The 25,014-nt window shown below is 67.1% G+C and carries 23 protein-coding genes and 2 tRNA genes; 12 read left to right on the forward strand and 13 right to left on the reverse strand.

The features are described from left to right. Positions 1–136: 136 nt before the first annotated feature. From rph to WS75_RS12760, 9 genes are all read left to right on the forward strand, one after another. Positions 137–877 (forward strand): ribonuclease PH, encoded by a 741-nt coding sequence (gene rph / locus WS75_RS12720; protein ID WP_059530129.1) that lies wholly within the window; start codon positions 137–139, stop codon positions 875–877. After that, positions 870–1,499 (forward strand): RdgB/HAM1 family non-canonical purine NTP pyrophosphatase, encoded by a 630-nt coding sequence (gene rdgB, locus WS75_RS12725; protein WP_059680772.1) that lies wholly within the window; start codon positions 870–872, stop codon positions 1,497–1,499. Before rph ends, rdgB begins: the two co-directional genes overlap by 8 nt. Before the next feature lie 34 nt (positions 1,500–1,533). Further along, positions 1,534–2,748: a radical SAM family heme chaperone HemW gene (gene hemW / locus WS75_RS12730; protein ID WP_059680773.1), complete on the forward strand. Its 1,215-nt coding sequence runs from the start codon at positions 1,534–1,536 to the stop codon at positions 2,746–2,748. A 42-nt stretch (positions 2,749–2,790) separates the two neighbouring features. Continuing rightward, positions 2,791–2,878 (forward strand) — tRNA-Ser (locus WS75_RS12735). Positions 2,879–3,029: 151 nt separating this feature from the next. Continuing rightward, entirely contained in the window at positions 3,030–3,428 is a 399-nt protein-coding gene (locus tag WS75_RS12740) for a hypothetical protein (protein WP_059605435.1), read from the forward strand. Between the two features lie 158 nt (positions 3,429–3,586). Next, on the forward strand, positions 3,587–3,880 hold the full coding sequence (locus tag WS75_RS12745; RefSeq protein ID WP_059680774.1) for a hypothetical protein: 294 nt from the start codon (positions 3,587–3,589) through the stop codon (positions 3,878–3,880). A gap of 225 nt (positions 3,881–4,105) precedes the next feature. Then, entirely contained in the window at positions 4,106–4,597 is a 492-nt protein-coding gene (locus WS75_RS12750) for an energy transducer TonB family protein (protein ID WP_059680775.1), read from the forward strand. Positions 4,598–4,896: 299 nt separating this feature from the next. Next, the gene (locus WS75_RS12755; RefSeq protein WP_059680776.1) at positions 4,897–6,207 is read left to right on the forward strand and encodes an MFS transporter; all 1,311 of its coding nucleotides are present in this window, start codon (positions 4,897–4,899) and stop codon (positions 6,205–6,207) included. A gap of 99 nt (positions 6,208–6,306) precedes the next feature. Next, positions 6,307–6,486, forward strand: a complete 180-nt coding sequence (locus tag WS75_RS12760) for a hypothetical protein (RefSeq protein ID WP_059680777.1) — start codon at positions 6,307–6,309, stop codon at positions 6,484–6,486. A 58-nt stretch (positions 6,487–6,544) separates the two neighbouring features. Here the strand turns inward: WS75_RS12760 and waaC are convergent, their stop codons facing one another. Continuing rightward, a complete protein-coding gene (gene waaC / locus WS75_RS12765; protein ID WP_059680778.1) occupies positions 6,545–7,543 on the reverse strand; it encodes a lipopolysaccharide heptosyltransferase I in 999 nt (332 codons plus the stop codon). Between the two features lie 175 nt (positions 7,544–7,718). Here waaC and WS75_RS12770 point away from each other — a divergent pair, with 175 nt between their 5' ends. Continuing rightward, positions 7,719–9,254 carry a chloride channel protein gene (locus WS75_RS12770; protein ID WP_059680779.1) on the forward strand — a complete coding sequence of 512 codons (1,536 nt, stop codon included), beginning with the start codon at positions 7,719–7,721 and terminating at the stop codon, positions 9,252–9,254. Positions 9,255–9,370: 116 nt separating this feature from the next. Here the strand turns inward: WS75_RS12770 and WS75_RS12775 are convergent, their stop codons facing one another. The 5 genes from WS75_RS12775 to WS75_RS12795 form a co-directional block, all read right to left on the reverse strand. After that, complete coding sequence (locus tag WS75_RS12775; protein WP_059680780.1) at positions 9,371–9,772, reverse strand: YXWGXW repeat-containing protein; 402 nt, start codon at positions 9,770–9,772, stop codon at positions 9,371–9,373. 157 nt (positions 9,773–9,929) lie between these two features. Then, the gene (gene minE / locus WS75_RS12780) at positions 9,930–10,184 is read right to left on the reverse strand and encodes a cell division topological specificity factor MinE (RefSeq protein WP_006486661.1); all 255 of its coding nucleotides are present in this window, start codon (positions 10,182–10,184) and stop codon (positions 9,930–9,932) included. A gap of 12 nt (positions 10,185–10,196) precedes the next feature. Further along, positions 10,197–11,012 carry a septum site-determining protein MinD gene (minD, locus tag WS75_RS12785; protein ID WP_059680781.1) on the reverse strand — a complete coding sequence of 272 codons (816 nt, stop codon included), beginning with the start codon at positions 11,010–11,012 and terminating at the stop codon, positions 10,197–10,199. A 59-nt stretch (positions 11,013–11,071) separates the two neighbouring features. Then, positions 11,072–11,839, reverse strand: coding sequence for a septum site-determining protein MinC (gene minC / locus WS75_RS12790; RefSeq protein ID WP_059680782.1), 768 nt, complete (start codon positions 11,837–11,839; stop codon positions 11,072–11,074). 166 nt (positions 11,840–12,005) lie between these two features. After that, complete coding sequence (locus WS75_RS12795; RefSeq protein WP_257129366.1) at positions 12,006–12,659, reverse strand: GNAT family N-acetyltransferase; 654 nt, start codon at positions 12,657–12,659, stop codon at positions 12,006–12,008. Positions 12,660–13,186: 527 nt separating this feature from the next. Between WS75_RS12795 and WS75_RS12800 the strand changes: the two genes are divergently transcribed. Further along, positions 13,187–14,347, forward strand: coding sequence for an alkane 1-monooxygenase (locus WS75_RS12800; protein ID WP_059680783.1), 1,161 nt, complete (start codon positions 13,187–13,189; stop codon positions 14,345–14,347). Positions 14,348–14,384: 37 nt separating this feature from the next. Here WS75_RS12800 and WS75_RS12805 read toward each other — a convergent pair whose 3' ends face one another. The 7 genes from WS75_RS12805 to WS75_RS12835 all read right to left on the reverse strand — a co-directional run bounded on the left by WS75_RS12805 (position 14,385) and on the right by WS75_RS12835 (position 23,565). Continuing rightward, positions 14,385–15,920, reverse strand: a complete 1,536-nt coding sequence (locus WS75_RS12805; protein WP_059680784.1) for a methyl-accepting chemotaxis protein — start codon at positions 15,918–15,920, stop codon at positions 14,385–14,387. A 204-nt stretch (positions 15,921–16,124) separates the two neighbouring features. Continuing rightward, positions 16,125–17,072, reverse strand: coding sequence for a phosphatase PAP2 family protein (locus tag WS75_RS12810; RefSeq protein WP_257129364.1), 948 nt, complete (start codon positions 17,070–17,072; stop codon positions 16,125–16,127). 136 nt (positions 17,073–17,208) lie between these two features. Beyond that, positions 17,209–17,299: transfer RNA gene (locus WS75_RS12815), tRNA-Ser, on the reverse strand. A 128-nt stretch (positions 17,300–17,427) separates the two neighbouring features. Beyond that, a complete protein-coding gene (serS, locus tag WS75_RS12820; RefSeq protein ID WP_059680785.1) occupies positions 17,428–18,729 on the reverse strand; it encodes a serine--tRNA ligase in 1,302 nt (433 codons plus the stop codon). Between the two features lie 225 nt (positions 18,730–18,954). Further along, positions 18,955–20,265 (reverse strand): replication-associated recombination protein A, encoded by a 1,311-nt coding sequence (locus tag WS75_RS12825; protein WP_059680786.1) that lies wholly within the window; start codon positions 20,263–20,265, stop codon positions 18,955–18,957. Between the two features lie 254 nt (positions 20,266–20,519). Beyond that, on the reverse strand, positions 20,520–21,209 hold the full coding sequence (gene lolA, locus WS75_RS12830) for an outer membrane lipoprotein chaperone LolA (protein WP_059680787.1): 690 nt from the start codon (positions 21,207–21,209) through the stop codon (positions 20,520–20,522). 46 nt (positions 21,210–21,255) lie between these two features. Continuing rightward, positions 21,256–23,565, reverse strand: coding sequence for a DNA translocase FtsK (locus tag WS75_RS12835; protein ID WP_059680788.1), 2,310 nt, complete (start codon positions 23,563–23,565; stop codon positions 21,256–21,258). A gap of 380 nt (positions 23,566–23,945) precedes the next feature. On the opposite strand from WS75_RS12835, the gene trxB reads away from it, so the two are divergent. Then, positions 23,946–24,908, forward strand: coding sequence for a thioredoxin-disulfide reductase (gene trxB / locus WS75_RS12840; protein WP_059680789.1), 963 nt, complete (start codon positions 23,946–23,948; stop codon positions 24,906–24,908). Positions 24,909–25,014 lie beyond the last annotated feature (106 nt).

Below are 25,014 nucleotides of genomic sequence, written 5' to 3' on the forward strand. Positions count from 1 at the left end.
ATATGTCGAGGCGCCCGGCGCATTGCAAGGCGCGGGGCGGGAAGCGCGCATTATCCCATTTTTGCGCCCCACCCCGCCGGGCAAGGCCGCCGTTCGGCGCTAAAATCGGGGTTTCCTCTTCCGTCCACGATTCCCCATGACGTCTTCCCTGTCCCGCCCGAGCGGCCGCCGCGCCGACGAACTGCGCAAGGTCGCCCTCACGCGCCATTACACGAAACACGCCGAAGGCTCGGTACTCGTCGAATTCGGCGATACCAAGGTGATCTGCACCGCGAGCGTCGCCGAACGCGTGCCCGAATTCCTGCGCGATCGCGGCCAGGGCTGGCTAACGGCGGAATACGGGATGCTGCCGCGCGCGACGCACACGCGCAGCGACCGTGAAGCCGCGCGCGGCAAGCAGACGGGCCGTACGCAGGAAATTCAGCGCCTGATCGGCCGCGCGCTGCGCGCGGTGTTCGATCTCGAAGCACTCGGCCCGCGCACGATTCACATCGACTGCGACGTGATCCAGGCCGACGGCGGCACGCGCACGGCCAGCATCACCGGCGCCTTCGTCGCCGCGCACGACGCCGTGTCGAAGCTGATCGCGGCCGGCAAGCTCGCCCGCTCGCCGATCACCGACCACGTCGCCGCGATCTCGGTCGGCGTGTACGAAGGCGCACCCGTGCTCGATCTCGATTACGCGGAAGATTCGCGCTGCGACACCGACATGAACGTCGTGATGACGGGCGCCGGCGGCTTCGTCGAAGTCCAGGGCACCGCCGAAGGCGTGCCGTTCTCGCGCGCCGAGATGAACGCGCTGCTCGACCTCGCGCAAAGCGGGATCGGCCAGCTCGTGCAGTTGCAGAAGGACGTGCTGGGCGCCGGCCATGTCTGACGATCGCACCCTCGCGCCGCTGTCGCGCATCGTGCTCGCGTCGAACAACGCCGGCAAGCTGCGCGAGTTCACCGCGCTGTTCTCGACGGTCGGCATCGAGATCGTGCCGCAGGGCGACCTGGCCGTGCCGGAGGCGGACGAGCCGTTCGGCACGTTCATCGAGAACGCGCTGACGAAAGCACGGCACGCGTCGCGGCTCACCGGCCTACCGGCGATCGCCGACGATTCGGGCCTGTGCGTGCGCGCGCTGCGCGGCGCACCGGGCGTCTATTCGGCACGCTACGCGCAGCGCGCGGGCGGCGACAAGGGCGACGCGGCGAACAATGCGTACCTCGTCGAGCAGCTGCGCGGCGTCGACGACCGGCGCGCATACTATTGCTGCGTGCTCGCGCTGGTGCGCCACGCGGACGATCCCGAGCCGCTGTTCGCCGAAGGTCGCTGGGAAGGCGAGATCGTCGACACGCCGCGCGGCGAGCACGGATTCGGCTACGACCCGTATTTCCACCTGCCGTCGCTCGGCGCGACGGCGGCCGAACTCAAGCCGGCCGTGAAGAACACGCACAGCCATCGCGCGCTCGCGCTGAAGGCACTGCTCGCGCGGCTCGCGGAGGAACCGGCATGATCGTCTTCGTTACGCATTCGCAACTGGAGGCCGCATGAGCCAGGCGGCGGAAACAGGCGCGCGCGTCGTCGCGACCTTCGCGTCGCCCGGGCAGGTACGGCTCACGTCGCTGCCGCCGCTCGCGCTGTACGTGCATTTTCCGTGGTGCGTGCGCAAGTGCCCGTACTGCGATTTCAACTCGCACGAGTGGAAGGGCGAACGGTTTCCGGAAACCGAGTACCTCGACGCGCTGCGCGCCGATCTCGAACAGGCGCTGCCACTCGTCTGGGGCCGGCAGGTGCATACGGTGTTCATCGGCGGCGGCACGCCGAGCCTGCTGTCCGCGGCCGGCCTCGACCGGCTGCTGTCCGACGTGCGCGCGCTGCTGCCGCTCGATGCCGACGCCGAGATCACGCTGGAGGCGAACCCGGGCACGTTCGAGGCCGCGAAGTTCGCGCAGTTCCGCGCGAGCGGCGTGAACCGCCTGTCCGTCGGCATCCAGAGCTTCAACGAAGGCCATCTGAAAGCGCTCGGCCGCATTCACGACACCGCGCAGGCGCGCGCGGCCGTCGAGATCGCCGCGAAGACGTTCGACAACTTCAACCTCGACCTGATGTTCGCGCTGCCGAACCAGACGCTCGACGAATGCCGGGCCGACATCGAGACCGCGCTGTCGTTCGCGCCGCCGCATCTGTCGCTGTATCACCTGACGCTCGAACCGAACACGCTGTTCGCGAAGTTTCCGCCCGTGGTGCCCGACGACGATGCGTCGGCCGACATGCAGGAATGGATCCACGCGCGCACGGCCGAGGCTGGTTACGGCCGCTACGAAGTGTCCGCTTACGCGAAGCCGAATCATCAGTGCAAGCACAACCTGAACTACTGGCGCTTCGGCGACTATCTCGGGATCGGCGCGGGCGCGCACACGAAGCTGTCGTTCCCGAACCGGATTCTGCGGCAGGCACGCTACAAGCATCCGGCGACCTTCATCGAACAGGCGATGGCCGGCACGCCGGTGCAGGAAGAACGTGAAGTCGGTGCGCGCGACCTGCCGTTCGAGTTCATGCTGAACACGCTGCGGCTCGTCGAGGGCTTCCCCGTGCACAGCTTCGTCGAACGCACGGGCTTGCCGATCGGCACGATCGAGACGGCACTCAAGGATGCGGAGCAGCGCGGACTGATCACGCGCGATTTTGCGCAGATCGCGCCGACGCCGCTGGGTCAACGGTTCCTCAACGACCTGCAGGAATTGTTCCTGCGCGACGATTGAGGCGGAACGACGCGGTATTTCGGTTACAATGCCGCCTCGTGTGGAAGCGTGGCCGAGCGGTTTAAGGCACCGGTCTTGAAAACCGGCGACGGGAAACTGTCCGTGAGTTCGAATCTCACCGCTTCCGCCAGGAAGTTCGCCAAACCCCGTCCATTCATCGAATGACGGGGTTTTTGTTTGTGCGACGCGCGCCGTGCACGGTGCCCGCCCCGCGTGCCGACGCATCTCGCCCGATGCCGTTACAATCCGGCGCTCCGATTCGCGAAACGGGAAACCACGTCATGAAGTCCTTCATCGCCTCGTCGCTCGTCGCGCTGGCTGCCGTTGGCACGCACGCCGCGGCCGCCGATTCCGCCTCCGGCACCGACGCGCAAACGCCGTCATGCGCGATCGCGTACGTGAAGGGTGTCGGCGGCTCGCCGCGCAGCCTGCGCGAATATCTCGCGAGCCCGACGCCGTACAACTACCTGAAGGAAAACGAGATCCAGTGCAAGGTGTCGGATGACGGGCGCGCATCGAACTGCACCGGCGTGACCTATATCCGCAACGAACAGGTCAGCGTGTACGACGATTCCGATCCGGCGACGCTGACGGTCGTCGCGCCGGTGGAACTCGAGCACGGCCAGAAGTATCCCGTGATCCTCGTGGTGCAGCGCAAGGACGCGCGCTGCGCGCGGTAACGCGCGCCACAGCACGCCCGCCGTCCGCCGACGACGATGCTCGCGAGCCTCACGGGCCGGGCCGCCATCGCCTAGAATTCGATCAGCACGGCGACACGACCGCCGCCGCGACTCGATGCCGCCCGCGCCACCCGCGCGTGCGGCCCACGGAGACCGCCATGACCGAACTGTCGACAGCGACGGATCACGTCGATTACGAAGGCTTCGAGATCCATGTGGTGCCGGGCATCGCGCCGGGCACCGACACGCGTTACACCTACACCGGCTATGTCTGCCATCCTGGCGCGAATCCCGCGCTGCCCGATCATGCGGTGCCCTTCCATGCGGACGGCGAGGAAAGCTTCGCGAGCGTCGACGAAGCGGTTCAGGAAGCCGTGCACATCGGCAAGAGCATCATCGACGGCACGCATCCGGACCTCTCCGTTCTGTCGCTCGTAACACACGGCTACTAAGCCGGCCGGTCGGGCCACGCCCACCGCCCTGCGTGCGACGCGCGTGCGCAAATCGCGCCCGCGCCGTCACATGTCACGTCACATCGGGACCCATGCCGGTCGGCCCGCCGATCGCCATCATCCGCGAATCGCTACGTCGCGCTTCGCGCACTATGCGTTTCTCCCGATAACAGGTCGCGGCCGGACGCCTATCATTTTTTTATCGTCACCCTCCGGCAGTCCGCCATGTCTCACCTTCCCCACCCAGGCGCCAGCCGGCTGTGTGTTGCCTCGCTGGTCGCCGCCGCGTTGCTTGCCGCCTGCACGATCACGCCGCCGCCATCGCTGCGCTCGCTGCAGACGATCCCGTCCGCCATCCGCAACGCGAGTCGCGACCAGTACCGCGTGGAAGTCGCGCGGTGCGTCACCGAGCACAATCCGTCCGGCGTCTCGCGCGGGACGCCGCAGGCGATGCTGCGCTCGCTCGTCGTCGTCGCGTTCACCGTCGATGGCAGCGGCCGCCTCCTCAACGCATCCGTTTATCGCAGCAACGGCGACAGCGAAGCGGAAGGGCTCGCGCTCGCGTCGCTGCGTCGCTCGGCGCCGCTGCCGCCACCACCGTCGAAACTGCTGGACGGCAATGGCCGGCTCGAGATGATGGAAGGCTGGCTGTTCAACGACGACGGCCGTTTCCAGTTGCAAAGCACCGCATCCGCACAGGCGCAATCGATCGACTGAGCCCGCGCCCGCCCGCGATTGCCGCTATGCCGAGGCGCTGGCTATAATTTTCCGCAATCGCGCGGCCACCCTCCCGCGCGCGTTCGCGCGCCGCACCCGGCATGCGAGCCGACCACGCCGGCACAGGGCGGCGGCGACCTATCCGTCTCCATCGTCGACCGGCGGGTGACGTCCGCGCCACGACGCGCGTTCACGCCGCTACCGCATCATCCGCCCGGCTGCGCTCTCCCGGCAGGCGTCCACCTGTCTGCCCGAGCGCACGCTCAGTCGAATGCCCCAAAGACAAAACGGAGACATCCATGTCCGCATCTCCCCCGGCCGTTGCACACGCAACCGGTTCGGCCGGCGCCGTCAGCCACCGGCGCATCGTGTTCGCGAGCTTCATCGGCACCGCGATCGAGTTCTACGACTTCTACGTCTACGCGACTGCCGCCGCACTCGTCATCGGCCCCGTGTTCTTCCCGCACGGCTCCGCGACCGCACAGGCGCTGTCCGCATTCGTCACGTTCGGTATCGCATTCATCGCGCGGCCGATCGGCTCGTTCCTGTTCGGCCACTTCGGTGACCGCATCGGTCGCAAGTCGACGCTCGTCGCGTCGCTGCTCGTCATGGGCGTGTCCACCACCGCGATCGGCTTCGTGCCCGGCTACGACACGATCGGCACACTCGCGCCGGTGCTGCTGTGCGTGCTGCGCTTCGGCCAGGGGATCGGCCTCGGCGGCGAATGGGGCGGCGCGGCGCTGCTCGCGACCGAGCACGCGCCGCAAGGCAAGCGCGGCTGGTTCGGGATGTTCCCGCAACTGGGCCCGTCGGTGGGCTTCCTGATGTCGAACGGGCTGTTCTTCGCGCTCGCGCTGTCGCTGTCCGACGAACAATTCCGCAGCTGGGGCTGGCGCATCCCGTTCCTCGTCAGCGCGGTGCTCGTCGCGCTCGGCCTGTACGTGCGGCTGAAGATCACCGAGACGCCGGCGTTCCAGGCCGCACTCGACCGCAACGAACGCGTGCGCGTGCCGGTCGCGACGCTCGTCTCGCAACACTGGCAGCCCACGTTGCTCGGCGCGCTCGCGATGGTGGTCTGCTACACGCTGTTCTATATCTCGACGGTGTTCTCGCTGTCGTACGGCGTGTCGACGCTGCACATTCCCCGCCAGAGCTTCCTCGGCCTGCTGTGCTTTGCTGTCGTGTTCATGGGGCTCGCCACGCCGCTGTCGGCGTGGGCGTCGGATCGCTTCGGCCGCAAGCCGGTGCTGGCCGTCGGCGCGATCGCCGCACTGCTGTCCGGCTTCGCGATGGAGCCGCTGCTCGGCAGCGGCTCGATGCCGCTCGTCGCGTTGTTCCTGACGCTCGAGCTGTTCCTGATGGGCGTGACGTTCGCGCCGATGGGCGCGCTGCTGCCCGAGTTGTTCCCGACCAACGTCCGCTATACGGGCGCGGGTGTCGCGTACAACCTCGGCGGGATCCTCGGCGCGTCGATCGCGCCGTACATCGCGCAGCTGCTCGCCGCGCGCGGCGGCCTGTCGTGGGTCGGCGGCTACGTGTCGGTCGCGGCAGCGATCAGCCTGATCGGCGTGCTGCTGATGCGCGAAACCCGCGACGCATCGCTCGTCTGAGCCTCCGGGGCGCCTCGGGTTGTGCGGCGGGCGACGCTGACTATACTCGATCCGGGGGCGCCATCGCGCGCCCCCGGGATCCCCGAAGGAGCCGCCGCGATGAACATCCACCTCAACAACGCCGACCTCGTCCTGATCCTGGCGCTCGCGCTGGGTGGCGCCCTGCTGCTCGCGGCACGCTTCCGGCCGAAAACCTGGCGCGGCCTCCTGTTCGAGGCGCTGCTCGCCAACCTGGCCGCCATCGCCGCGGTGCTCACGGTCGAAGCACTGCTCGCCTGAACCGGCCGGCTCCGTTTCCGCAGCGCCCATTCACGACGATAGCGGCCCTGTGCAGGCCCTAGGCCATCAGCCGCTCGCGCTGCGCGCCGTAGGCCGGCCCGACCGCATCGATCGCATCGAGTGCCTGCGCGACCGACGGCGGCACGCCGGGCTCGCCGATCGACACCGCATTCGGTGCCCCGCCGATGCCGCAATGGTGGCGCGAGGTCGCGACAAAGATCATCACGGACGGCCGCCGGAGCGCGTGCGCCATGTGCACGAACCCGGTGTCGACCCCGACCACGAGCGCAGCCCGGCCGATGGCCGCGCCCAGCTCGCGCACCGACATCGCGGGCAGCACGATCGCGCCCGGCGCGCGCGCGGCAATGTCCTGCGCATCGTCGTGCTCGGCGGCCGATCCCCACGGCAACAACACGCGCACGCCACGCGCCATCATCTGGATGGCTAGCGCGGCCCAGTCGTCGGCCGGCCATTTCTTGTCCGGATTGGACGTCGCATGAAACAGCAGCATGAACGGGGCGCCGTCGGTCACGGCGGGCGGCAGGCTCACATCCTGCGGCGGGACGATTCCGTACTCGGCGATGCCTTCGGGGACATAGCCGAGCGCCTCGCCGGCGCTCACGCGCATTCCGTGCCACGCGTCGCAGTCCGGCCGCGGGCCGAAGCGATGCGAGTACGCGAAACGGGCGCCCGTCTCGCCGAGATCCTGCGTCTGATAGCCGACGCGGCGGGCGGCGCGCGCGAGTGCCGAGATGATCGCGCTCTTGTAGACGCCGTGCAGGTCGATGACGGCATCGTAGCGATGCACGCGCAGCGCGCCAATCGATGCGGAGATCGCCTTCAGGTCACCGCCGTTGCGGAGCCTCTTGAACCGCCGCAGCGGCGCGCAGAGCACGTCGCTCACGCCCGGGTGCCAGCGCACGACCTCCGCGCACGATTCATCCACGGCCCAATCGACCGTCACGCCCGGGAAGGCGCGATGGAGGTCCGCGACGACGGGCAGCGTCTGGACGACGTCGCCGAGCGACGTCACTTTCACGATGAGGATGCGTTTCACGTTCGTCAGGAGGAATGGCTGGCCATTTCGCCATGCTAACGACGCTTGCGGCGCGCAAACATTACGCCGGCATTACATTTGCAACAAAGTGCGACGCTTTTGTGAATGTTTGTCGAGCCCCGGCCACGTCGGGTTCTTTCTATAATGCGTTCTTTGCCCTCCCGGCCCGCTGCCGATGCAACGCCCCGCCCTTTCTCCTCTGTTTCCTGCCCTCACCCGCCGCTCGCTGCGGATCTGGCGCCAGTACGGCGTGTTCTGGCTCGGTGCGATCGCCGTCGGCCTCGCGGCCGTGCTGTACGCGCGGCTGATCGACTGGGGCTACGACACCTTCCGCACGATGCGCGACCACGCCGCGTGGCTGCCGCTGCTGCTGACGCCGTCGATCGCCGCGGCGTCGGTATGGCTCACGCGCCGCTTCTTCCGCGGCGCCGAGGGCAGCGGGATCCCGCAGGTCATTGCGACACTGCATGCGAGCCCGAGCGCATTCGGTGCGCGGCTGCTGACGCTGCGCATCCTGTTCGGCAAGGTCCTGATCTCGCTCCTGGGAATCCTCGGCGGCTTCACGATCGGCCGCGAAGGTCCGACCGTGCAGGTCGGCGCGGCGCTGATGTTCAACCTGCGGCGCTTCTACCCGCGCTCGAACGCGCAGATCGAACGGCAACTGGTGCTCGCCGGCGCGGCGGCCGGCCTGTCGGCGGCATTCAATACGCCGCTCGCCGGGATCGTGTTCGCGATCGAGGAGCTGACCCGCAGTTTCTCCGCCCGCGCAAGCGGCGTGCTGATCACCGCGATCATCCTCGCCGGTGTCGTCGCATTGGGACTGAACGGCAACTACACGTACTTCGGCACGATCGACGCGGGCCAGCACTTTCCGAAGATGCTTGCCGTCGCCGTGCTCGTCACCGCGATCGTGACGGGCATCGCGGGCGGTCTTTTCAGCTGGCTGCTGCTCAATACGGGCCGCTGGCTGCCCGCGCGCCTGCTCGGCCTGTATCGCGAGCGCCCGATCGCGTTCGCGGCGCTGTGCGGCTTCGTGATCGCGGTCGTCGGCCTCGTGTCGGGCGGGACGACGTTCGGCAGCGGCTATGCCGAGGCACGCGGCCTGCTCGACGGCCACGAACGGCTGTCGGTGCTTTATCCATTCCTGAAGATGGTGTCGATGGTCGCGTCGTACCTGCCGGGCATCCCCGGCGGGATCTTCGCGCCTTCGCTGTCGATCGGCGCCGGATTCGGCAACCTGCTGCACATCGTGTTCGGCAACATGAGCCTGCCGATGCTGATCGCGCTCGCGATGGTCGGCTACCTCGCGGCGGTCACGCAGTCGCCGATCACGTCGTTCGTGATCGTGATGGAGATGATCAACGGTCACGCGCTCGTGATTTCGCTGATGGCGACCGCGCTGGTCTCGAGCCGCATGGCGCGCTTCTTCGCACCGCCCCTCTATGAAACGCTCGCCGAGCGCTATCTCGCGCCGCCCGCGGCCACCGCTGAACCCGCCCCGGCACCGGCGGCTGCGGCCGTCGAGCCGCAGGATGCGGCCGCCGCGCCCGCCGATCCGCTCGACACGCTGCGCGAGCAGGACGGCGGCGAGCCGGAGGCCCCAGTGGCCGGCGACGTCGCCACGCACACGCCGGCGACGTCGCACGAGCCCGGCCTGTCCGCATCCGGTGCGAGCGGCCCGGCGCGGGCGGCCCCGCGTGACCTTCAGTAGATCACCACCGGCGCCGGCCGATAGTAGACGGGCCGGGCCGGCACGACGATACAGCCGGCGAGCGTGATCGCGACGAGCGCGATGGCGATGGCGGTTCGTTTCATCGCATGCCCCCGTCAGGCCCAGTGGCCACGGGTCCAGAACCAGTTCGGGCCGCGCTGATCCCAGTGGCCCGGCACCCAGTGCATGCCGATGCGCTCGGTTTCCCAGTGGCCGCCGATCCAGACGTAGCGACCATGATCCCAGTGCCAGTGCCCGCGCTCCCACACATAGCCGACGCGCGCGTCGGGCACGACCTCGTAGCGCACGGGCGGCGGCGCGTTCGGCGCGACGACGACGACTTCCTCGACGGGCGCGGCCACCGGTTCGGCGACGACCATCCGGCCCGACTGCACCATCACCGGCGCACCGACGAGGATTTCGTCCGCGCGTGCGGCGAGCGGCGCGGCGATGGCTGACAGGCCCGCGGCGAACAGCGCGAGCGAAACGATACGACGTCGAACGGTAGAGACAGCCATGACAACCTCCTGATTAACAAATGACGCGAGCGTATTCGTTCAATGCGGGAGGTCGACCAACGGCCGACAGACGCCGTGTTACGGCGAGCCCTAAAGTGCAACAGGGCGTAAGACGCGCACGGCGACGTGCGCCGCCGTGCGGGGGGACATGCAAGCGTCAGGCTTGCGGGATCTCGATCTTCACTTCGAGGACTTCGAGATCGTCCTGGCGCTCGAGGCTCACGCGGATGTCATCGTTCGAAATATGGACGTACTTCGAGATGACCGCGACCAGCTCCTTCTGCAGCGCCGGCAGGTAATCGGCCGGCGGCCGGCCGCCAACCCGCTCGTGCGCGATGATGAGCTGCAGGCGCTCCTTCGCGACCGATGCGGACTTCTTCTTCTCGCCGAGGAGAAACGAAAGGATGGACATGGGCGGCCTCCGTTACTTGCTGCCGAAGAGGCGCTGCAGCAGGCCCGGCTTCTGATAGTCGGTGAAGCGCAGCGGCTTGTCCTCGCCGAGAAAGCGAGCGACGACGTCCTTGTACGCTTCGGCAACGTCGGTGCCGTCGATATGCACCGCCGGCAGACCCTGGTTCGATGCGTGCAGCACGGCTTCCGATTCCGGAACCACGCCGATCAGCTTGATGCGCAGGATCTCGCTGATGTCCTCGAGCGACAGCATTTCGCCTTCGCTCACGCGCTTCGGGCTGTAGCGCGTGATCAGCAGATGTTCCTTGATCGGATCCTTGCCTTCGGTCGCGCGCTTCGTCTTCGACGACAGGATGCCGAGAATGCGGTCCGAGTCGCGCACCGACGACACTTCCGGGTTCGTGACGATCAGCGCTTCGTCCGCGAAGTACATCGCGTGCAGCGCGCCCGCCTCGATGCCGGCCGGCGAATCGCAGACGATGAATTCGAAGTCCATCGCGCTCAGATCGTTCAGCACCTTCTCGACGCCGTCACGCGTGAGCGCATCCTTGTCGCGCGTCTGCGACGCCGGCAGGATGAACAGGTTCTCGCACTTCTTGTCCTTGATCAGCGCCTGGTTCAGGTTCGCTTCGCCCTGGATCACGTTGACGAGGTCATACACGACGCGACGCTCGCAGCCCATGATGAGATCGAGGTTGCGCAGGCCGACGTCGAAGTCGATCACGGCCGTCTTGTGGCCGCGCAGCGCGAGGCCGGACGCGAAGCTCGCGCTCGTCGTCGTCTTGCCCACGCCGCCCTTGCCCGAAGTCACCACGATGATTTTTGCCATTTACCCAATACCCTGTGTTCGTCAATGAGAGCCGATCGATCCGGAGCGTGCCGCGTGAATCACGTCAGGCGCAGCGGTTCGATCATCAGTTTTTCCTCTTCGAGCCGGATCTGCACCGATTTGCCCAGTATGTCGGCGGGCAACGGGTTCTCGGTCGTTCGATAGATACCCGCGATCGAAATCAGTTCCGGTTCCAGACACGTGCAGAAAATGCGCGCGTCGTGATTGCCGTGCACGCCCGCGAGTGCGCGGCCGCGCAACGGCGCGTAGATGTGGATGTTGCCTTCCGCGATGATCTCGGCGCCGTGACTGACCGGCGCAAGCACCACGAGGTCTCCTTTCGCGTAAATCTGCTGTCCCGAACGCAGCGGCCGATCGATCACCAGCGTCTGGCCGCCCGCCGGAATCGACGTCGGGCCAGGCTCCGGCGCAGGTTCGGCCGCCACGGCAGCCGCCGCGGCAACGACAGGCGCCGGCTCCGCTTCCTCGGCCGGCTTCGCGGTCGACACGCGGCGGTCGCGCGCCTCGAGCAACGGCAGGCCGGCTTCCCCCGCCCAGCCCTGCGTGGCGAGTGCCACGACGCCCACCGGGCGCATCCGCACGTCGTTCAGCATCTGGCGGATGTCGGCAAGCGCGACGCGTTCGCCGTCCGCGAGGCGGCGGACGTCGATCACGACGACATCATCGGCGAAAAACTCGGGAGTCGCTTCGAAGCGCTTGACCAGTTCGGTACGCAACGCATCGAGATCGGTCGTCTTCACGGTGAACAGCAACGTATCGACCGATCCGCTGCGCAGCTCGAAGAATGGCGATTTTTTAAGCGACATGGACACTCTGCAAAAAATTTTTGCGTATTTTACAGGCGTCCACGCGTGCGGCCATTATTTTTGGGGAACCGGGTGGCGCCGGTCGCGGCGAGCGCGCAACCGGCAAGCCGGTAGTCGGGCGGGCGGCCGGGCCTTCATCGCACCGTGCGGCCCGCGCATTCATGCGTCAGGGCGTGTTGAAGTGCGACACGAACAACGACTTCATCGCGCCGGGCATCCGCGCGATCGGCGCATGCTCGCCCGTGTTGCCGAAACCCGCGCGTTCGTAGAAACGAATCGCGTTGCGGTTCGCATCGGCGATCCATGCATAGACGTCCTGCGCACCGCGTTCGGCCAGCCACGCAGTGGCCGTTTCGAGCAACAGCACGCCGCCGCGCAAGTGGCGGACCGCGTGCGCGACCCACAGCTCGCTGACGAACGCGCGCCGCTCGGGCGTGTTGTCGAAATACGCGCCAATCATGCCGGCCGGATGACCTTCGGTATACAGCAGGAAAGTCGTCGACTCGTCGGACGCGGCGCGCAGCGCGGCAACGGCCGCCGCCGCGTCGGCATCGACGTTCAGCAATTCGGCCTCCGGCGCTTCACCGGGCGCGTAGGGCTCGCGCAGCGATGCGGCGCGGAGTTCGCGATACACGCGGCCTTGGTCGGCAGCGATACGACGAACGGTCAAGGTCGAACTCATGCAGGCACAGCCCCCTTCGGACAGCAAGCTATTAGCTTCAACCGAAAGCGGGGCATGAGTCAAATCGTAATTTTCAAATGACAGCGCCGATCGAAAGGCAACAGATGTCGTGCACACGCCGGTGTGCAGGTGCAGCATCGATGCGTCGACGTGCGCCAACGCATGCAACCCCAACTGCGAGACCGGACGCGTCGCCTCGCTCGCCTTGTCATGCATGGCACGCATGCGGCGAGCGTCCGGCATTTCATCATCGAGGCCGTAATGGTTCGTTACATCTGTATGCAAAAGAACCGCGCAGCCGGGCGGCGTCGCGCCAGACCTGCTGCATCGCAACATTCGTTGCGGACTTCGCCGATGGATGCACGCATGCGTCACGCCAGGCATTCATCTGACAAGAATGCCGGTCGCGCCAGCGGATCGGCCCAAGGCTGCGTGTTTCAATCACCCCGTGCCGGCCCTTCCCGACCGTCGTCATGCACGGCGCACCGTTTGGAGTTGCACGCCTAGCGCCAGGATTTGGAAAGCGTGCGCGACGGTCGTATAACTGGCACAACCGGACGACCGATCCGGTGCCGCGGACCCACGACGATTCGAACGATGACAAACGCGTCACTCGGCCACTGCTTCCGCACACGCGGGAGCCGGCCCCAACAAGGAGGGAGACAATGGCAATGACCGACACATCGGCCTCGGGCTGGTCGGATGGCAAACGTTATCTATGGCTGCTCGGCGCGGTGACGATCACGCTGCCGATCCTCTCGGCCCAGCTCGCACTGTCGACGGGCCTTCACGTGTTCTGGTGGTTCGGCCCGCTGTTCGCGTTCGGCGTGATCCCGGTCCTCGACACCCTGATTGGCGACGATCGCGACAATCCGCCCGAAGCCGCCGTACCGCACCTCGAACGCGAGCGCTACTACCGCTATATCGTCTATCTCGCGACGCTGGTCGAATACCTCGCGTTCTTCATGTGCGTATGGATCGTCGGTACGCATGCGCTCGCGTGGTACGACTACGTCGGCTTCGCGCTGTCGCTCGGCGCCGCGACGGGCATCTCGATCAACACCGCGCACGAACTCGGGCACAAGACCAACCGCTTCGAGCGCTGGCTCGCGAAAGTCACGCTCGCGCCGGTCGCTTACGGGCACTTCTTCGTCGAGCACAATCGCGGCCATCACGTGCGCGTCGCGACAGCCGAGGATCCGGCAAGCGCGCGCTACGGCGAATCGTTCTGGGCATTCCTGCCGCGCACCGTGACGGGCAGCATCCGCTCGGCGTGGCGGCTCGAGACAGCGCGCCTCGAGCGCCTCGGGCATTCGCCATGGACCTGGCGCAACGAGGTGCTGCACGCATGGGCGATGACCGTCGTCGTGTGGGGCATCGCGATCGCGATGGCCGGCAAGGTCGTGATTCCGTTCCTCGTGATCCAGGCCGTGTACGGCGCGTCGCTGCTCGAAGTCGTCAACTACGTCGAACACTACGGGCTCGGCCGCCGCAAGCTGCCGAGCGGCCGCTACGAACGCTGCACGCCGCAGCATTCGTGGAATAGCAATCACGTCGTCACGAACCTGTTCCTGTATCAGTTGCAGCGGCACGCCGACCATCACGCGAACCCGACGCGCTCGTACCAGGCGCTGCGCCACTTCGACGACTCGCCGCAACTGCCGGCCGGCTACGCGACGATGATCCTGTTCGCGTACGTGCCGCCGCTCTGGTTTCGTGTGATGAATCCGCGTGTCGTCGCGCACTATGGCGGCAACATGGCGCAGTCGAACATCAAGCCGTCGATCCGCGCGCGCGTGCTCGCGCAGTATTCGACCGCGGCCTGATACGCGACGATATCGCCGATCGCGATCGGCGATATCGTCACGCGGCCTGCGGCAGCCTGAACACGGCGACCGCGTGTCGCAGCGCGCTCGCCTGCTCGGCCAGCGCCTGCGTCGCGGCAGACGCCTGTTCGACCAGCGCCGCGTTGCGCTGCGTCGCCTCGTCCATCTGCGTGACGGCGACGTTCACCTGCTGGATGCCGCCGCTCTGCTCCTGCGATGCCGACGAGATCTCGCCGACGATCGACGTAACTCGCTGAACCGCGCCGACGATCTCGTGGATCGATTCGCCCGCGCGGCCGATCAACACCGCGCCCTCGTCGACCCGCCGCGTCGATTGCTCGATCAGCGCTTTGATCTCCTTCGCGGCGGCCGCGCTGCGCTGCGCGAGCGTGCGTACTTCCGACGCGACGACCGCGAAGCCGCGCCCCTGCTCGCCCGCGCGCGCCGCCTCGACGGCCGCGTTCAGCGCGAGGATGTTGGTCTGGAACGCGATGCCGTCGATCACCGCGATGATCTCGCCGACCTTCGCCGAGCTGGCGGCAATCCCGCTCATCGTGTCGACGGCGTCGGTCATCACGCCGCGGCCAGCGGACGCGATGTCGGAGGCGTCCCGCGCCAGCTGCGCCGCGTGCTGCGCGTGCTCGGCCGACTGGCGCACGATGCCCGTCAGTTCGGTCATGCTGGCGGCGGTTTCCTCGAGCGACGCAGCCTGCGCCTCGGTTCGCGACGACAGGTCGTGATTGCCCGCCGCGATCTGCGCGCTCGCGGTCGCAACGGCTTCGGCATGCGTACGTACCTCCAGCACAACGCCCGACAGGCTTGCCTGCATCGTCCGCAACGCGCGCAGCAGATCGGCGATCTCGTCCCGACCGGCCGCATCGACGTGGCGCGTCAGGTCGCCGTCGGCCACCGCCTGCGCACAGGCGACGGCGCGATCGAGCGGCCGCAGGATCGCGCGGCTGAACAGGTACGCACCGATCATCGCGATGCCGAGCACGATCAACATCAGCACGACGCTCGCCGCGGTGGCGTGGCTCGCATCGCGGCTCGCCTGCGCTGACACGGCGGCGCTCTCGTCGGCAATCGCCTTCGCCGCGCGCTCGAGCAGCGCGGCGGGCGCACGGTCGACGCCCGCGACGGCCGCATCCCCGGCCGTCGGCTCGAAGCCTGCGGCCTTGAATGCGTCGAACCCGCGCCGGTAGCCGTCACCCATCGCCGCATGCGCGCGCATGAACTGCTCGACGAGCGTGCGGCTCTCGCCGGGCGGCAACTGGTTCACGAGCTGCGCGGCGAGCGTATCGACCGTGCGCTCGCGCGTCTGGAATGCCTGCCAGTACTTGTCGAGCTTGTCGGGCTGCTTGCCGCGCAGCAGCGTGTCCTTCCATTCCTGAACCTGCAGCTTGAACTGCACGAGTGTCGCCGACACGAGCCGCTCGTCGGCGACCCGGGTCTGCACGTCGTTCGCGAACGTGTCGATCGAGCGATTGAGGATGCGGATGCCGTACAGCGCGCCGCAGAACATCAGCAGCAGCGCAACGGCGAATGCGAAGGGAATCTTGTAGCTCAGCTTCATGGGACCTTGAATCGACGGTAAACGGCGACGACGCAAAAGACGCTTGCCGCCGCCCTCTGTTAACGGCACGCGAAGCCAAGGCTGAAGCGGGACATCGGCAGCGGGAATCCGGCGCACCGGCCGCGAGGAAGACGGCGATCCGGCGACAGTGAGAACCGGGGCCGCCTGCAAGCGAGCGGGCATTGCGACTCTGGCGTCGCGCGATCAGGTCGGGCTTGCCGCGTGCGGTCCGGCCGCCTCGATCGCGCGTCGACCGGCCATCCAGCGCCGCACCGCGGCGATCGACAACGCGCCGCACACGATCCCGGCGATCACGTCGGCGAAATAGTGACCGCCCTGCGTCGGCGTCGACGCGATCATCACCGCATTCAGCACGATCGCCGCCGGAAACACGTAGCGGACATGCCGCACCGCATACGCGAACAGCAGCGCCAGCATCACGTGAAACGACGGCAACGACACGAGCCCCTGCGCGTCGGTCAGATTCAGTTGACGAAGCTGCCCGCTGCGCAACAGGTCGTAGTGCGTCACCGTCGATGCGGTGCCCGGGTCGGTGATGGCGAAATGGATGAATGCGCTGGCGGCGGGGAACGGCGTGGAGACGAGCACGACCACGATCACCGCGAACATGAACTGCGCGACGAACTCGGCCAGATCGTCGACGCGGCGGACCGCCGCGAGGATGAACGGCACCGCAAACAGTTGCGGCATGCCGCTGCGATAGGCGAGGTCGAGCATACGGTGCACGCCGGCGTGCGCCGTCACCCATCGGTACAGGTCCGGCCAATGGAAACCGAGCATCGCATCGAAGCGAACGAGATGGTTTTCGATCGACGGCGGGGCGATCGCCACGCAAAGATAGTCGAGCACGGCGACGGCCGCGCTGAGCGTTGCGAGCAGCGCCACGCTCAGTAGCGCGAATGCGAATTCGCGACAGCGCAGCGTTCGCGTGATGTCGCGATAGCGGCGCACACGAGACAGGACGGCAAGGAACGCGCTTGCGGCGAACCCGAGCGCGACGTGCTGCGCGAACGCGACGATGCTGCCAGGATTCACGACCCAATCCGCGTGCATGACGCACAGGCTGGCGGCAAGCACCGTCAGCAATACGGCGCCGGTCAGCATCCCCCAGATTCGCGTGCTCGCTCTCATCGTGGCTTTTGTGTGGTTCGTGTGGCCGGCCCGTACGCCTGCGCGCTATCGTACACCGCCATCGACGCAGCGTTCACTCGCGCGCGACCCAAACGAAAAACCCCGTGATCCTTTCGGATCACGGGGCTTCGTATTTTGGCGGAGAGGGTGGGATTCGAACCCACGGTACGGGGAAACCGTACGCCTGATTTCGAGTCAGGTACATTCGACCACTCTGCCACCTCTCCTTCCTTGCTGCTTCATTTCCCGGTTGGTCATGTCCGGGAAAGAAAAGATTATAGAACGATCTCTTCGAAACTCACAAGCCCTTTTTGCAAATTTTTTTGGGCCTTCGAAGACCGATCGCGGAGCGATCTTACGACGCCTGCGCAGGCGCTTCGATTCGCTCCATGCCGCCCATGTACGGACGCAGTGCCTCCGGCACCGTGACCGAACCGTCGGCATTCTGGTAGTTCTCCAGCACGGCGACGAGCGTGCGGCCGACCGCGAGGCCGGAACCGTTCAGCGTATGCACGAGTTCCGGCTTGCCCTGCGCGTTGCGGAAGCGTGCCTGCATGCGGCGCGCCTGGAACGCCTCGGTGTTCGAGCAGCTCGAGATCTCGCGATAGGTGTTCTGCGCGGGCAGCCACACTTCGAGGTCGAACGTCTTCGCGGCCGAGAAGCCCATGTCGCCCGTGCAAAGCGTGATCACGCGATACGGCAGGCCAAGCTTCTGCAGGATCGCTTCCGCGTGGCCGACCATCTCGTCGAGTGCCGCGTAAGAAGTGTCCGGCGCGACGACCTGCACCATCTCGACCTTGTCGAACTGGTGCTGACGGATCATGCCGCGCGTGTCGCGGCCGTACGAACCGGCTTCCGAACGGAAGCACGGCGAATGCGCGGTCAGCTTGATCGGCAGCGCGGCGCCTTCGACGATCGATTCGCGCACGGTGTTCGTCAGCGAAATTTCGGACGTGGAGATCAGGTATTGCGTGATCGTGTTTTCGGCGCCGCCCTTCTCGACGCGGAACATGTCGTCGGCGAACTTCGGCAGCTGGCCCGTGCCGTAAAGGATTTCGGGATTCACGATGTACGGCGTGTACGTCTCGCTGTAGCCGTGCTGCAGCGTGTGCGTGTCGATCATGAACTGTGCGAGCGCACGGTGCAGGCGTGCGATCGAGCCGCGCAGCATCGTGAAACGCGCACCGGCGAGTTTCGCGCCGGTTTCGAAATCGAGGCCGAGCGGCGTGCCGACGTCGACGTGATCCTTCACCTCGAAGTCGAACACGCGCGGCGTGCCCCAGCGGCGCACCTCGACGTTGTCGGCCTCGTCCTTGCCGACCGGCACGCTTTCGTGCGCGATGTTCGGCATGCCCAGCATCAGGTCGGACAGGCGCGCCTGAATCTCGCCGAGCTTGGCCTCCGACGCTTTCATCTCGTCGCCGATCCCGCCGACTTCGGCCATGACGGCCGACGTGTCCTCGCCCTTCCCCTTCATCGCGCCGATCTGCTTCGACAGGCTGTTGCGGCGCGCCTGGAGCTCTTCGGTACGGGTCTGGATCGCACGGCGTTCCGCTTCGAGCGCGGAGAACGCGGCGACGTCGAGGGTGTAGCCGCGATCGGCGAGGCGCTTCGCGACGCCGTCGAGGTCTTTGCGCAGCAACTGGATGTCGAGCATGGGAGGACTTGGAAAATCGTTGTGTAAGACGGGAATTCTAACGCACCGCGGGGCCGCCACGGCACTGGCCGGATGGACAGTGCCGCAAACGCGCGACGGGCGTGGGCATATCGCTTCGCCGGCTGCGCGTTTGCAGCCGGCAATGCGCGTTGCGCGGCGCCGCTGCTCAGCTTGCGACGGCAGCCCCCGCAAGCGCTGACGCGCCCCGGGGCCGCACGCGGCCGGTCAGTCCTTCTTGCCGGCCTCGCGGTCGAGTTCGCGCAGCCACGCGAGCTTGTCGGCGATCTTCGATTCGAGCCCGCGCGGCACCGGCTTGTACCAGCGCGGCTCGCGCATCCCTTCCGGCAGGTACGACTCGCCGGCCGCATAGGCATTCGGCTCGTCGTGCGCGTAGCGATACGCGTGACCGTAGCCGAGTTCCTTCATCAGCTTGGTCGGCGCATTGCGCAGATGCACGGGGACCTCGCGCGACTTGTCCTGCTTCACGAACGCCATCGCCTGGTTGAACGCGTTGTAGCCCGCGTTGCTCTTCGCCGCGCACGCGAGATAGATCACCGCCTGCCCCAGCGCCAGCTCGCCTTCCGGCGAGCCGAGCCGCTCGTACGTCTCGGCCGCGTCGTTCGCCACCTGCAGCGCGCGCGGGTCGGCGAGGCCGATGTCTTCCCACGCCATCCGCACGATCCGGCGCGCGAGATATTTCGGATCCGCGCCGCCGTCGATCATCCGGCAGAACCAGTACAGCGCGCCGTCCGGGCTCGAACCGCGCACCGACTTGTGCAGCGCCGAGATCTGGTCATAGAAGTTGTCGCCGCCCTTGTCGAAGCGCCGCGCGTTCAGCGTCATCGCGCTGCTGACGAAATCGGCATCGATGGTCGTGACTCTGGCGGACGATGCGGCCGTCTGCGCCTGCTCGAGCAGGTTCAGGAAACGCCGCGCGTCGCCGTCGGCATAACCAATGAGCGTGTCGATCGCCTTGTCGTCGAACGCGAGGCCGCCGAGCGCGATTTCCTGCGCGCGCTTGAGCAACTGACGCATCTCGTCGTCGCTCAGCGACTGCAGCACGTACACCTGCGCCCGCGACAGCAGCGCCGAGTTGACTTCGAAACTCGGGTTCTCGGTCGTCGCGCCAATGAAGGTCACGAGCCCCGACTCGACGAACGGCAGCAGCGCATCCTGCTGCCCCTTGTTGAAGCGGTGGATTTCGTCGACGAACAGGATCGTGTGGCGGCCGGTGCGGTTCAGCGTGTCCCTCGCCTGCTCCATCGACTCGCGGATGTCCTTCACGCCGCCGAGCACCGCGGACAGCGCGATGAACTCGCAGTCGAACGCGAGCGCGGTGAGGCGAGCGAGCGTCGTCTTGCCGACGCCGGGCGGCCCCCACAGGATCATCGAATGCGGCTTGCCGGATTCGAACGCGAGCCGCAGCGGCTTGCCTTCGCCCAGCAGATGCGTCTGGCCGATCACCTCGGCGAGCGTCTTCGGCCGCAGCGCCTCGGCGAGCGGCCGGCGCGGCTCGACTTGAAACAGGTCGGACATGAACCCTCGCTCCAGATCAAACGATGGCGGCCGAACCGGCCGCCGGACCTCACATTATGACAGCCGCACGACGGCACCGCCGCGCCCGGTGCCCGCGCCGGATGCCCGCGCCGGATGCCCGCGCCGGATGCCCGCGCCCGGTGCCCGCGCCCGGATGCCCGCGCCCGGATGCCCGCGCCTGGTGCCCGCGCCGCAAAACAACACGGGCCTGCCGTTGCCGGCAGGCCCGTGTCGGGAAAATGGCGCGGCGCCGTTCAGCCCGCGATCACGTCCGCGCCCTTCGGCACGACGAACTTGAATGCATCGCTCTTGAGCGGCGGGTTCGTCTGGATGTTCGTGAAGGTGAGCAGCGTGACGTTGCCGAACACGTCGTGCAGTTCCATCGCGGCGAGCGTGCCGTTGCGAAAGCCAATGCCGATCCGCTGGAACTGCGTGTCCTGCGCCTTCGGCAGCATCTCCAGCCACTCGATGCCGCCCTTCTCGCCGGCGTCGCGCAGCGTGTAGTTCTTGTCGAGATCGTTGCTGCCGAACAGGATCGCGGCCGGGCTCGCGCCCAGCGCGCCGTTCAGCTTGCGCTCGGTGACCTGGTTCAGGTCGCGGTCGTACACGTAGAGCTTGTCGCCGTCGGCCTGCAGCACCTGCTGGTACGGCTTCTGGTACGTCCAGATGAACTTGCCCGGACGCGAGAACACGAACGTGCCGCTCGAGTTGTCATTCGGCTTCGGCGCGGCCTGTGCGGCGCTCGCGCCCTTGGCCGGCGCCTTGACGATCTGCTGCGTGAAATCGCCCTTCGCCGAATGCACCTGCGACACGAAAGCCTTCAGTTGCTCGGTGCCGCCCGCGAACGCGTGCGTCGCCGCGAGCATCAGCGATGCGCCGGCGAGCGCCGCGCCGAGCCAGCGCCGCGTCGAACGAAGGGAAGGGACGAACGAAAGTTGCTGCATGTTGCGGTTTTCTCCCTGGGTGGCCGGCGCTGCGTGCGCCGCGGACTCATTCCGCGTCGCGCGCCGGCACAAGAATTTCGCGGTTGCCGCTCGACGACATCGCCGACACGAGCCCCGACTGTTCCATCTGTTCGAGCAGCCGCGCCGCGCGGTTGTAGCCGATCCGCAGATGGCGCTGAACGAGCGAAATCGACGCGCGGCGGTTCTTGATGACGATCTCGACCGCCTGGTCGTACAGCGGATCAGACTCGCCGCCGCCTTCGCCGGTTCCCGCGCCGGCCGAACCCTCGTCGCCGTCGGCGGTGCCGCCCTCGAGCAGCCCTTCGACGTAATTCGGCTCGCCCTGCTCCTTGAGCTTCTCGACGACGCGATGCACTTCGTCATCGGCGACGAACGCGCCGTGCACGCGCACCGGCAGCCCGGAGCCCGGCGGCAGGTACAGCATGTCGCCCATCCCGAGCAGCGATTCGGCGCCCATCTGGTCGAGAATCGTGCGCGAGTCGATCTTCGACGACACCTGGAACGCGATCCGCGTCGGCACGTTTGCCTTGATCAGGCCCGTGATCACGTCGACGGACGGACGCTGCGTCGCGAGAATCAGGTGGATGCCGGCCGCGCGCGCCTTCTGCGCGATGCGCGCGATCAGCTCCTCGACCTTCTTGCCGACGACCATCATCAGGTCGGCCAGCTCGTCGATCACGACGACGATGTTCGGCAGGCGGCCGAGCGGCTCGGGATCGTCCGGCGTCAGGCTGAACGGATTCGGGATCTTTTCCTCGCGCTTTGCCGCTTCGTCGATCTTGTTGTTGTAGCCCGCCAGGTTGCGCACGCCGAGCTTGCTCATCAGCTTGTAGCGGCGTTCCATCTCGGCGACGGTCCAGTTCAGCGCATGGCCGGCCTGGCGCATGTCGGTGACGACCGGGCACAGCAGGTGCGGAATGCCCTCGTAGACACTCATTTCGAGCATCTTCGGATCGATCAGGATCAGGCGCACCTGCTCGGCGGTGGCCTTGTAGAGCAGCGACAGGATCATCGCGTTGATCCCGACCGACTTGCCGGACCCGGTCGTGCCGGCGACCAGCAAGTGCGGCATCTTCGCGAGATCCGCGCACACCGGCTTGCCGCCGATGTCCTTGCCGAGGCTCAGCGTCAGCGCCGACGACGCGGCCGCATAGACTTCCGAGCCGATGATCTCGGACAGGTGGACCGTCTGGCGGCGCTGGTTCGGCAGCTCGAGCGCCATGTAGTTCTTGCCGGGGATCGTCTCGACCACGCGGATCGACACGAGCGACAGCGAGCGAGCAAGATCCTTCGCGAGGTTGACGATCTGGCTGCCCTTCACACCGGTGGCCGGCTCGATCTCGTAGCGCGTGACGACCGGGCCCGGATACGCGGCGACGACGCTCGCCTCGACGCCGAAGTCCTTCAGCTTCTTCTCGATCAGGCGCGACGTGAATTCGAGCGTATCGGCGGAAATTGCTTCCTGTGTCTTCGGCGCGGGATCGAGCAGCGACACCGGCGGCAGCGTCGAATCGCCCGGCAGGTCGGTGAACAGCGGCACCTGGCGCTCACGCTCGACGCGCTCGGACTTCGCCGGCGTGACGACCGGCGGCACGATCGTCACCGGCTCGTGATCCTCGATGCGCACGCGCTCCTCTTCGACCTTCCCCTCGCGGCGCACGGCCGCGGCCTCGCCGAGCTTGCGGTCGCGTTCGGCCTCGCGGCGCAGCTTCGCGACGTTGACGGCGGACAGGATCGCGCCGCCGACGCGCTCGGCGACCGACAGCCACGAGAAGCGGAAATACAGCGACAGGCCGATCGCGAGCAGGATCAGGAGCAGCAGCGTGCCGCCGGTGAAACCGAACGCGTGCGACATCGCGCCCGCCACGGCCTCGCCGATCACGCCGCCCGGCGCGCGCGGCAGTTGCACCTTCAGCGACCACATCCTCAGCGCCTCGATACCGTCACACGCGAGCACGACGAGCACGAACGCGAAGACCTCGGTGAGCCAGCCGATCGGCCGCTCGGGTTCGTCGGCGACTGGCTCGTGACGCGTGATGCGCCGGTAGTTGACCGCGATGCGCCGCCCGAGCGGCACGATCAGCCAGTAGGCCGACAGGCCGAACAGCAGCAGGATGATGTCGGCCGTCCACGCGCCGACACGGCCGGCCCAGTTCGAGATGTGGTCCACCTGCGCGGCGTGCGTCCAGCTCGGATCGCGCCGGCTGTAGCTCAACAGGGCCATCACCAGAAAAGCGCAGAGCGCGACCTGGAGAATCCAGCGGATCTCCGTGAGGAGCTTCGACATCCGGTGCGGCAACGCCTGTGCCTGGGCGGAATAAGGAGCTTTTGCCATGAATCCGTATAAAGAGGACGGGCCGCGCGCCCGCCTGTCGTTCGATCGCGCTTATTGTAAACGCTGCATCGGGGCGTCAAGTGTAAATGACGGTTACATAACAGGGACGGGGTGCCAAACCGGGCGCCTCAAGCGACCGCAAGCCGGACGGACGCGCCCTTGCCGGGGCCTGCGACATCGCGCCGCCGCCCGGCCCGCCGCGCCGGCCCGGGAGGCGCGCCGCGAAACGCTATCGCCACGATTGAAACTCTCGTTCGGCAGCGCAGCAACGAGGCCTTTATAATGCGCGTCTGATACCCATCTACGACGGCATCCCGGTCAACCCGGACCGTACGGCGGGCCTACCCCACCCGCCGCGGCCGCCTTTTACGGATTCGCACATGTCCACGCCCAAACACGCCAAAGTCCTGATTCTCGGTTCCGGCCCCGCCGGCTACACGGCTGCCGTCTACGCGGCACGCGCCAACCTGTCCCCGGTGCTGATCACCGGCATCGCGCAGGGCGGCCAGCTGATGACCACGACCGACGTCGAAAACTGGCCGGCGGACGCGAAGGGCGTGCAAGGCCCGGAACTGATGGCGCGCTTCCAGGAGCATGCCGAGCGCTTCAATACCGAAATCGTATTCGACCACATCCACACCGCGAAACTGCACGAAAAGCCGATCCGGCTGATCGGCGACTCGGGCGAATACACGTGCGACTCGCTGATCATCGCGACCGGCGCGTCCGCGCAGTATCTCGGCCTGGCTTCCGAGGAAGCGTTCATGGGCAAGGGCGTGTCGGCCTGCGCGACCTGCGACGGCTTCTTCTATCGCAACCAGGAAGTCGCGGTGATCGGCGGCGGCAACACGGCCGTCGAGGAAGCGCTCTACCTGACGGGCATCGCGAAGAAGGTCACGGTGATCCACCGCCGCGACAAGTTCCGCGCCGAGCCGATCCTGATCGACCGCCTGCTGGAGAAGCAAAAGGAAGGCGTCGTCGACATCAAGTGGGATCACGTGCTCGACGAGGTGACGGGCGAGGAGTCGGGCGTCACGGGCCTGCGCATCAAGAACGTGAAGACCGGCGCGACGGAAGACCTGCAGGTCCAGGGCGTGTTCGTCGCGATCGGCCACAAGCCGAACACCGACCTGTTCCAGGGCCAGCTGGAGATGAAGGACGGCTACATCCTGACGAAGAGCGGCCTGCACGGCAACGCGACGTCGACGAGCGTGCCGGGCGTGTTCGCCGCGGGCGACGTGCAGGACAACGTGTACCGCCAGGCGATCACCAGCGCGGGCACGGGCTGCATGGCCGCGCTCGACGCGCAGCGCTACCTCGAAAGCCTGCACGACAAGAAGTAAGCTGCGGGCCTTGCCGCGGCGGGCGCTACAATGGCGTCCGCTGCCGCGAAGCGGGCTCGACCGGAAAGCCGCTGCCGCCGCGCAGCGGCTTTTTTCTGTCCGCGCG

This window comes from Burkholderia sp. FL-7-2-10-S1-D7, from assembly GCF_001524185.1.
Lineage (GTDB): Bacteria > Pseudomonadota > Gammaproteobacteria > Burkholderiales > Burkholderiaceae > Burkholderia > Burkholderia diffusa.

What these genes read in the sequence shown, in the direction of transcription:
- rph (WP_059530129.1), top strand. Translation starts at nt 137, where the DNA reads ATGACGTCTTCCCTGTCCCGCCCGAGCGGCCGCCGCGCCGACGAACTG.
- rdgB (WP_059680772.1), top strand. Translation starts at nt 870, where the DNA reads ATGTCTGACGATCGCACCCTCGCGCCGCTGTCGCGCATCGTGCTCGCG.
- hemW (WP_059680773.1), top strand. Translation starts at nt 1,534, where the DNA reads ATGAGCCAGGCGGCGGAAACAGGCGCGCGCGTCGTCGCGACCTTCGCG.
- WS75_RS12740 (WP_059605435.1), top strand. Translation starts at nt 3,030, where the DNA reads ATGAAGTCCTTCATCGCCTCGTCGCTCGTCGCGCTGGCTGCCGTTGGC.
- WS75_RS12745 (WP_059680774.1), top strand. Translation starts at nt 3,587, where the DNA reads ATGACCGAACTGTCGACAGCGACGGATCACGTCGATTACGAAGGCTTC.
- WS75_RS12750 (WP_059680775.1), top strand. Translation starts at nt 4,106, where the DNA reads ATGTCTCACCTTCCCCACCCAGGCGCCAGCCGGCTGTGTGTTGCCTCG.
- WS75_RS12755 (WP_059680776.1), top strand. Translation starts at nt 4,897, where the DNA reads ATGTCCGCATCTCCCCCGGCCGTTGCACACGCAACCGGTTCGGCCGGC.
- WS75_RS12760 (WP_059680777.1), top strand. Translation starts at nt 6,307, where the DNA reads ATGAACATCCACCTCAACAACGCCGACCTCGTCCTGATCCTGGCGCTC.
- WS75_RS12770 (WP_059680779.1), top strand. Translation starts at nt 7,719, where the DNA reads ATGCAACGCCCCGCCCTTTCTCCTCTGTTTCCTGCCCTCACCCGCCGC.
- WS75_RS12775 (WP_059680780.1), bottom strand. Translation starts at nt 9,772, where the DNA reads ATGGCTGTCTCTACCGTTCGACGTCGTATCGTTTCGCTCGCGCTGTTC.
- minE (WP_006486661.1), bottom strand. Translation starts at nt 10,184, where the DNA reads ATGTCCATCCTTTCGTTTCTCCTCGGCGAGAAGAAGAAGTCCGCATCG.
- minD (WP_059680781.1), bottom strand. Translation starts at nt 11,012, where the DNA reads ATGGCAAAAATCATCGTGGTGACTTCGGGCAAGGGCGGCGTGGGCAAG.
- minC (WP_059680782.1), bottom strand. Translation starts at nt 11,839, where the DNA reads ATGTCGCTTAAAAAATCGCCATTCTTCGAGCTGCGCAGCGGATCGGTC.
- WS75_RS12795 (WP_257129366.1), bottom strand. Translation starts at nt 12,659, where the DNA reads ATGCTGCACCTGCACACCGGCGTGTGCACGACATCTGTTGCCTTTCGA.
- WS75_RS12800 (WP_059680783.1), top strand. Translation starts at nt 13,187, where the DNA reads ATGGCAATGACCGACACATCGGCCTCGGGCTGGTCGGATGGCAAACGT.
- WS75_RS12805 (WP_059680784.1), bottom strand. Translation starts at nt 15,920, where the DNA reads ATGAAGCTGAGCTACAAGATTCCCTTCGCATTCGCCGTTGCGCTGCTG.
- WS75_RS12810 (WP_257129364.1), bottom strand. Translation starts at nt 17,072, where the DNA reads ATGAGAGCGAGCACGCGAATCTGGGGGATGCTGACCGGCGCCGTATTG.
- serS (WP_059680785.1), bottom strand. Translation starts at nt 18,729, where the DNA reads ATGCTCGACATCCAGTTGCTGCGCAAAGACCTCGACGGCGTCGCGAAG.
- WS75_RS12825 (WP_059680786.1), bottom strand. Translation starts at nt 20,265, where the DNA reads ATGTCCGACCTGTTTCAAGTCGAGCCGCGCCGGCCGCTCGCCGAGGCG.
- lolA (WP_059680787.1), bottom strand. Translation starts at nt 21,209, where the DNA reads ATGCAGCAACTTTCGTTCGTCCCTTCCCTTCGTTCGACGCGGCGCTGG.
- WS75_RS12835 (WP_059680788.1), bottom strand. Translation starts at nt 23,565, where the DNA reads ATGGCAAAAGCTCCTTATTCCGCCCAGGCACAGGCGTTGCCGCACCGG.
- trxB (WP_059680789.1), top strand. Translation starts at nt 23,946, where the DNA reads ATGTCCACGCCCAAACACGCCAAAGTCCTGATTCTCGGTTCCGGCCCC.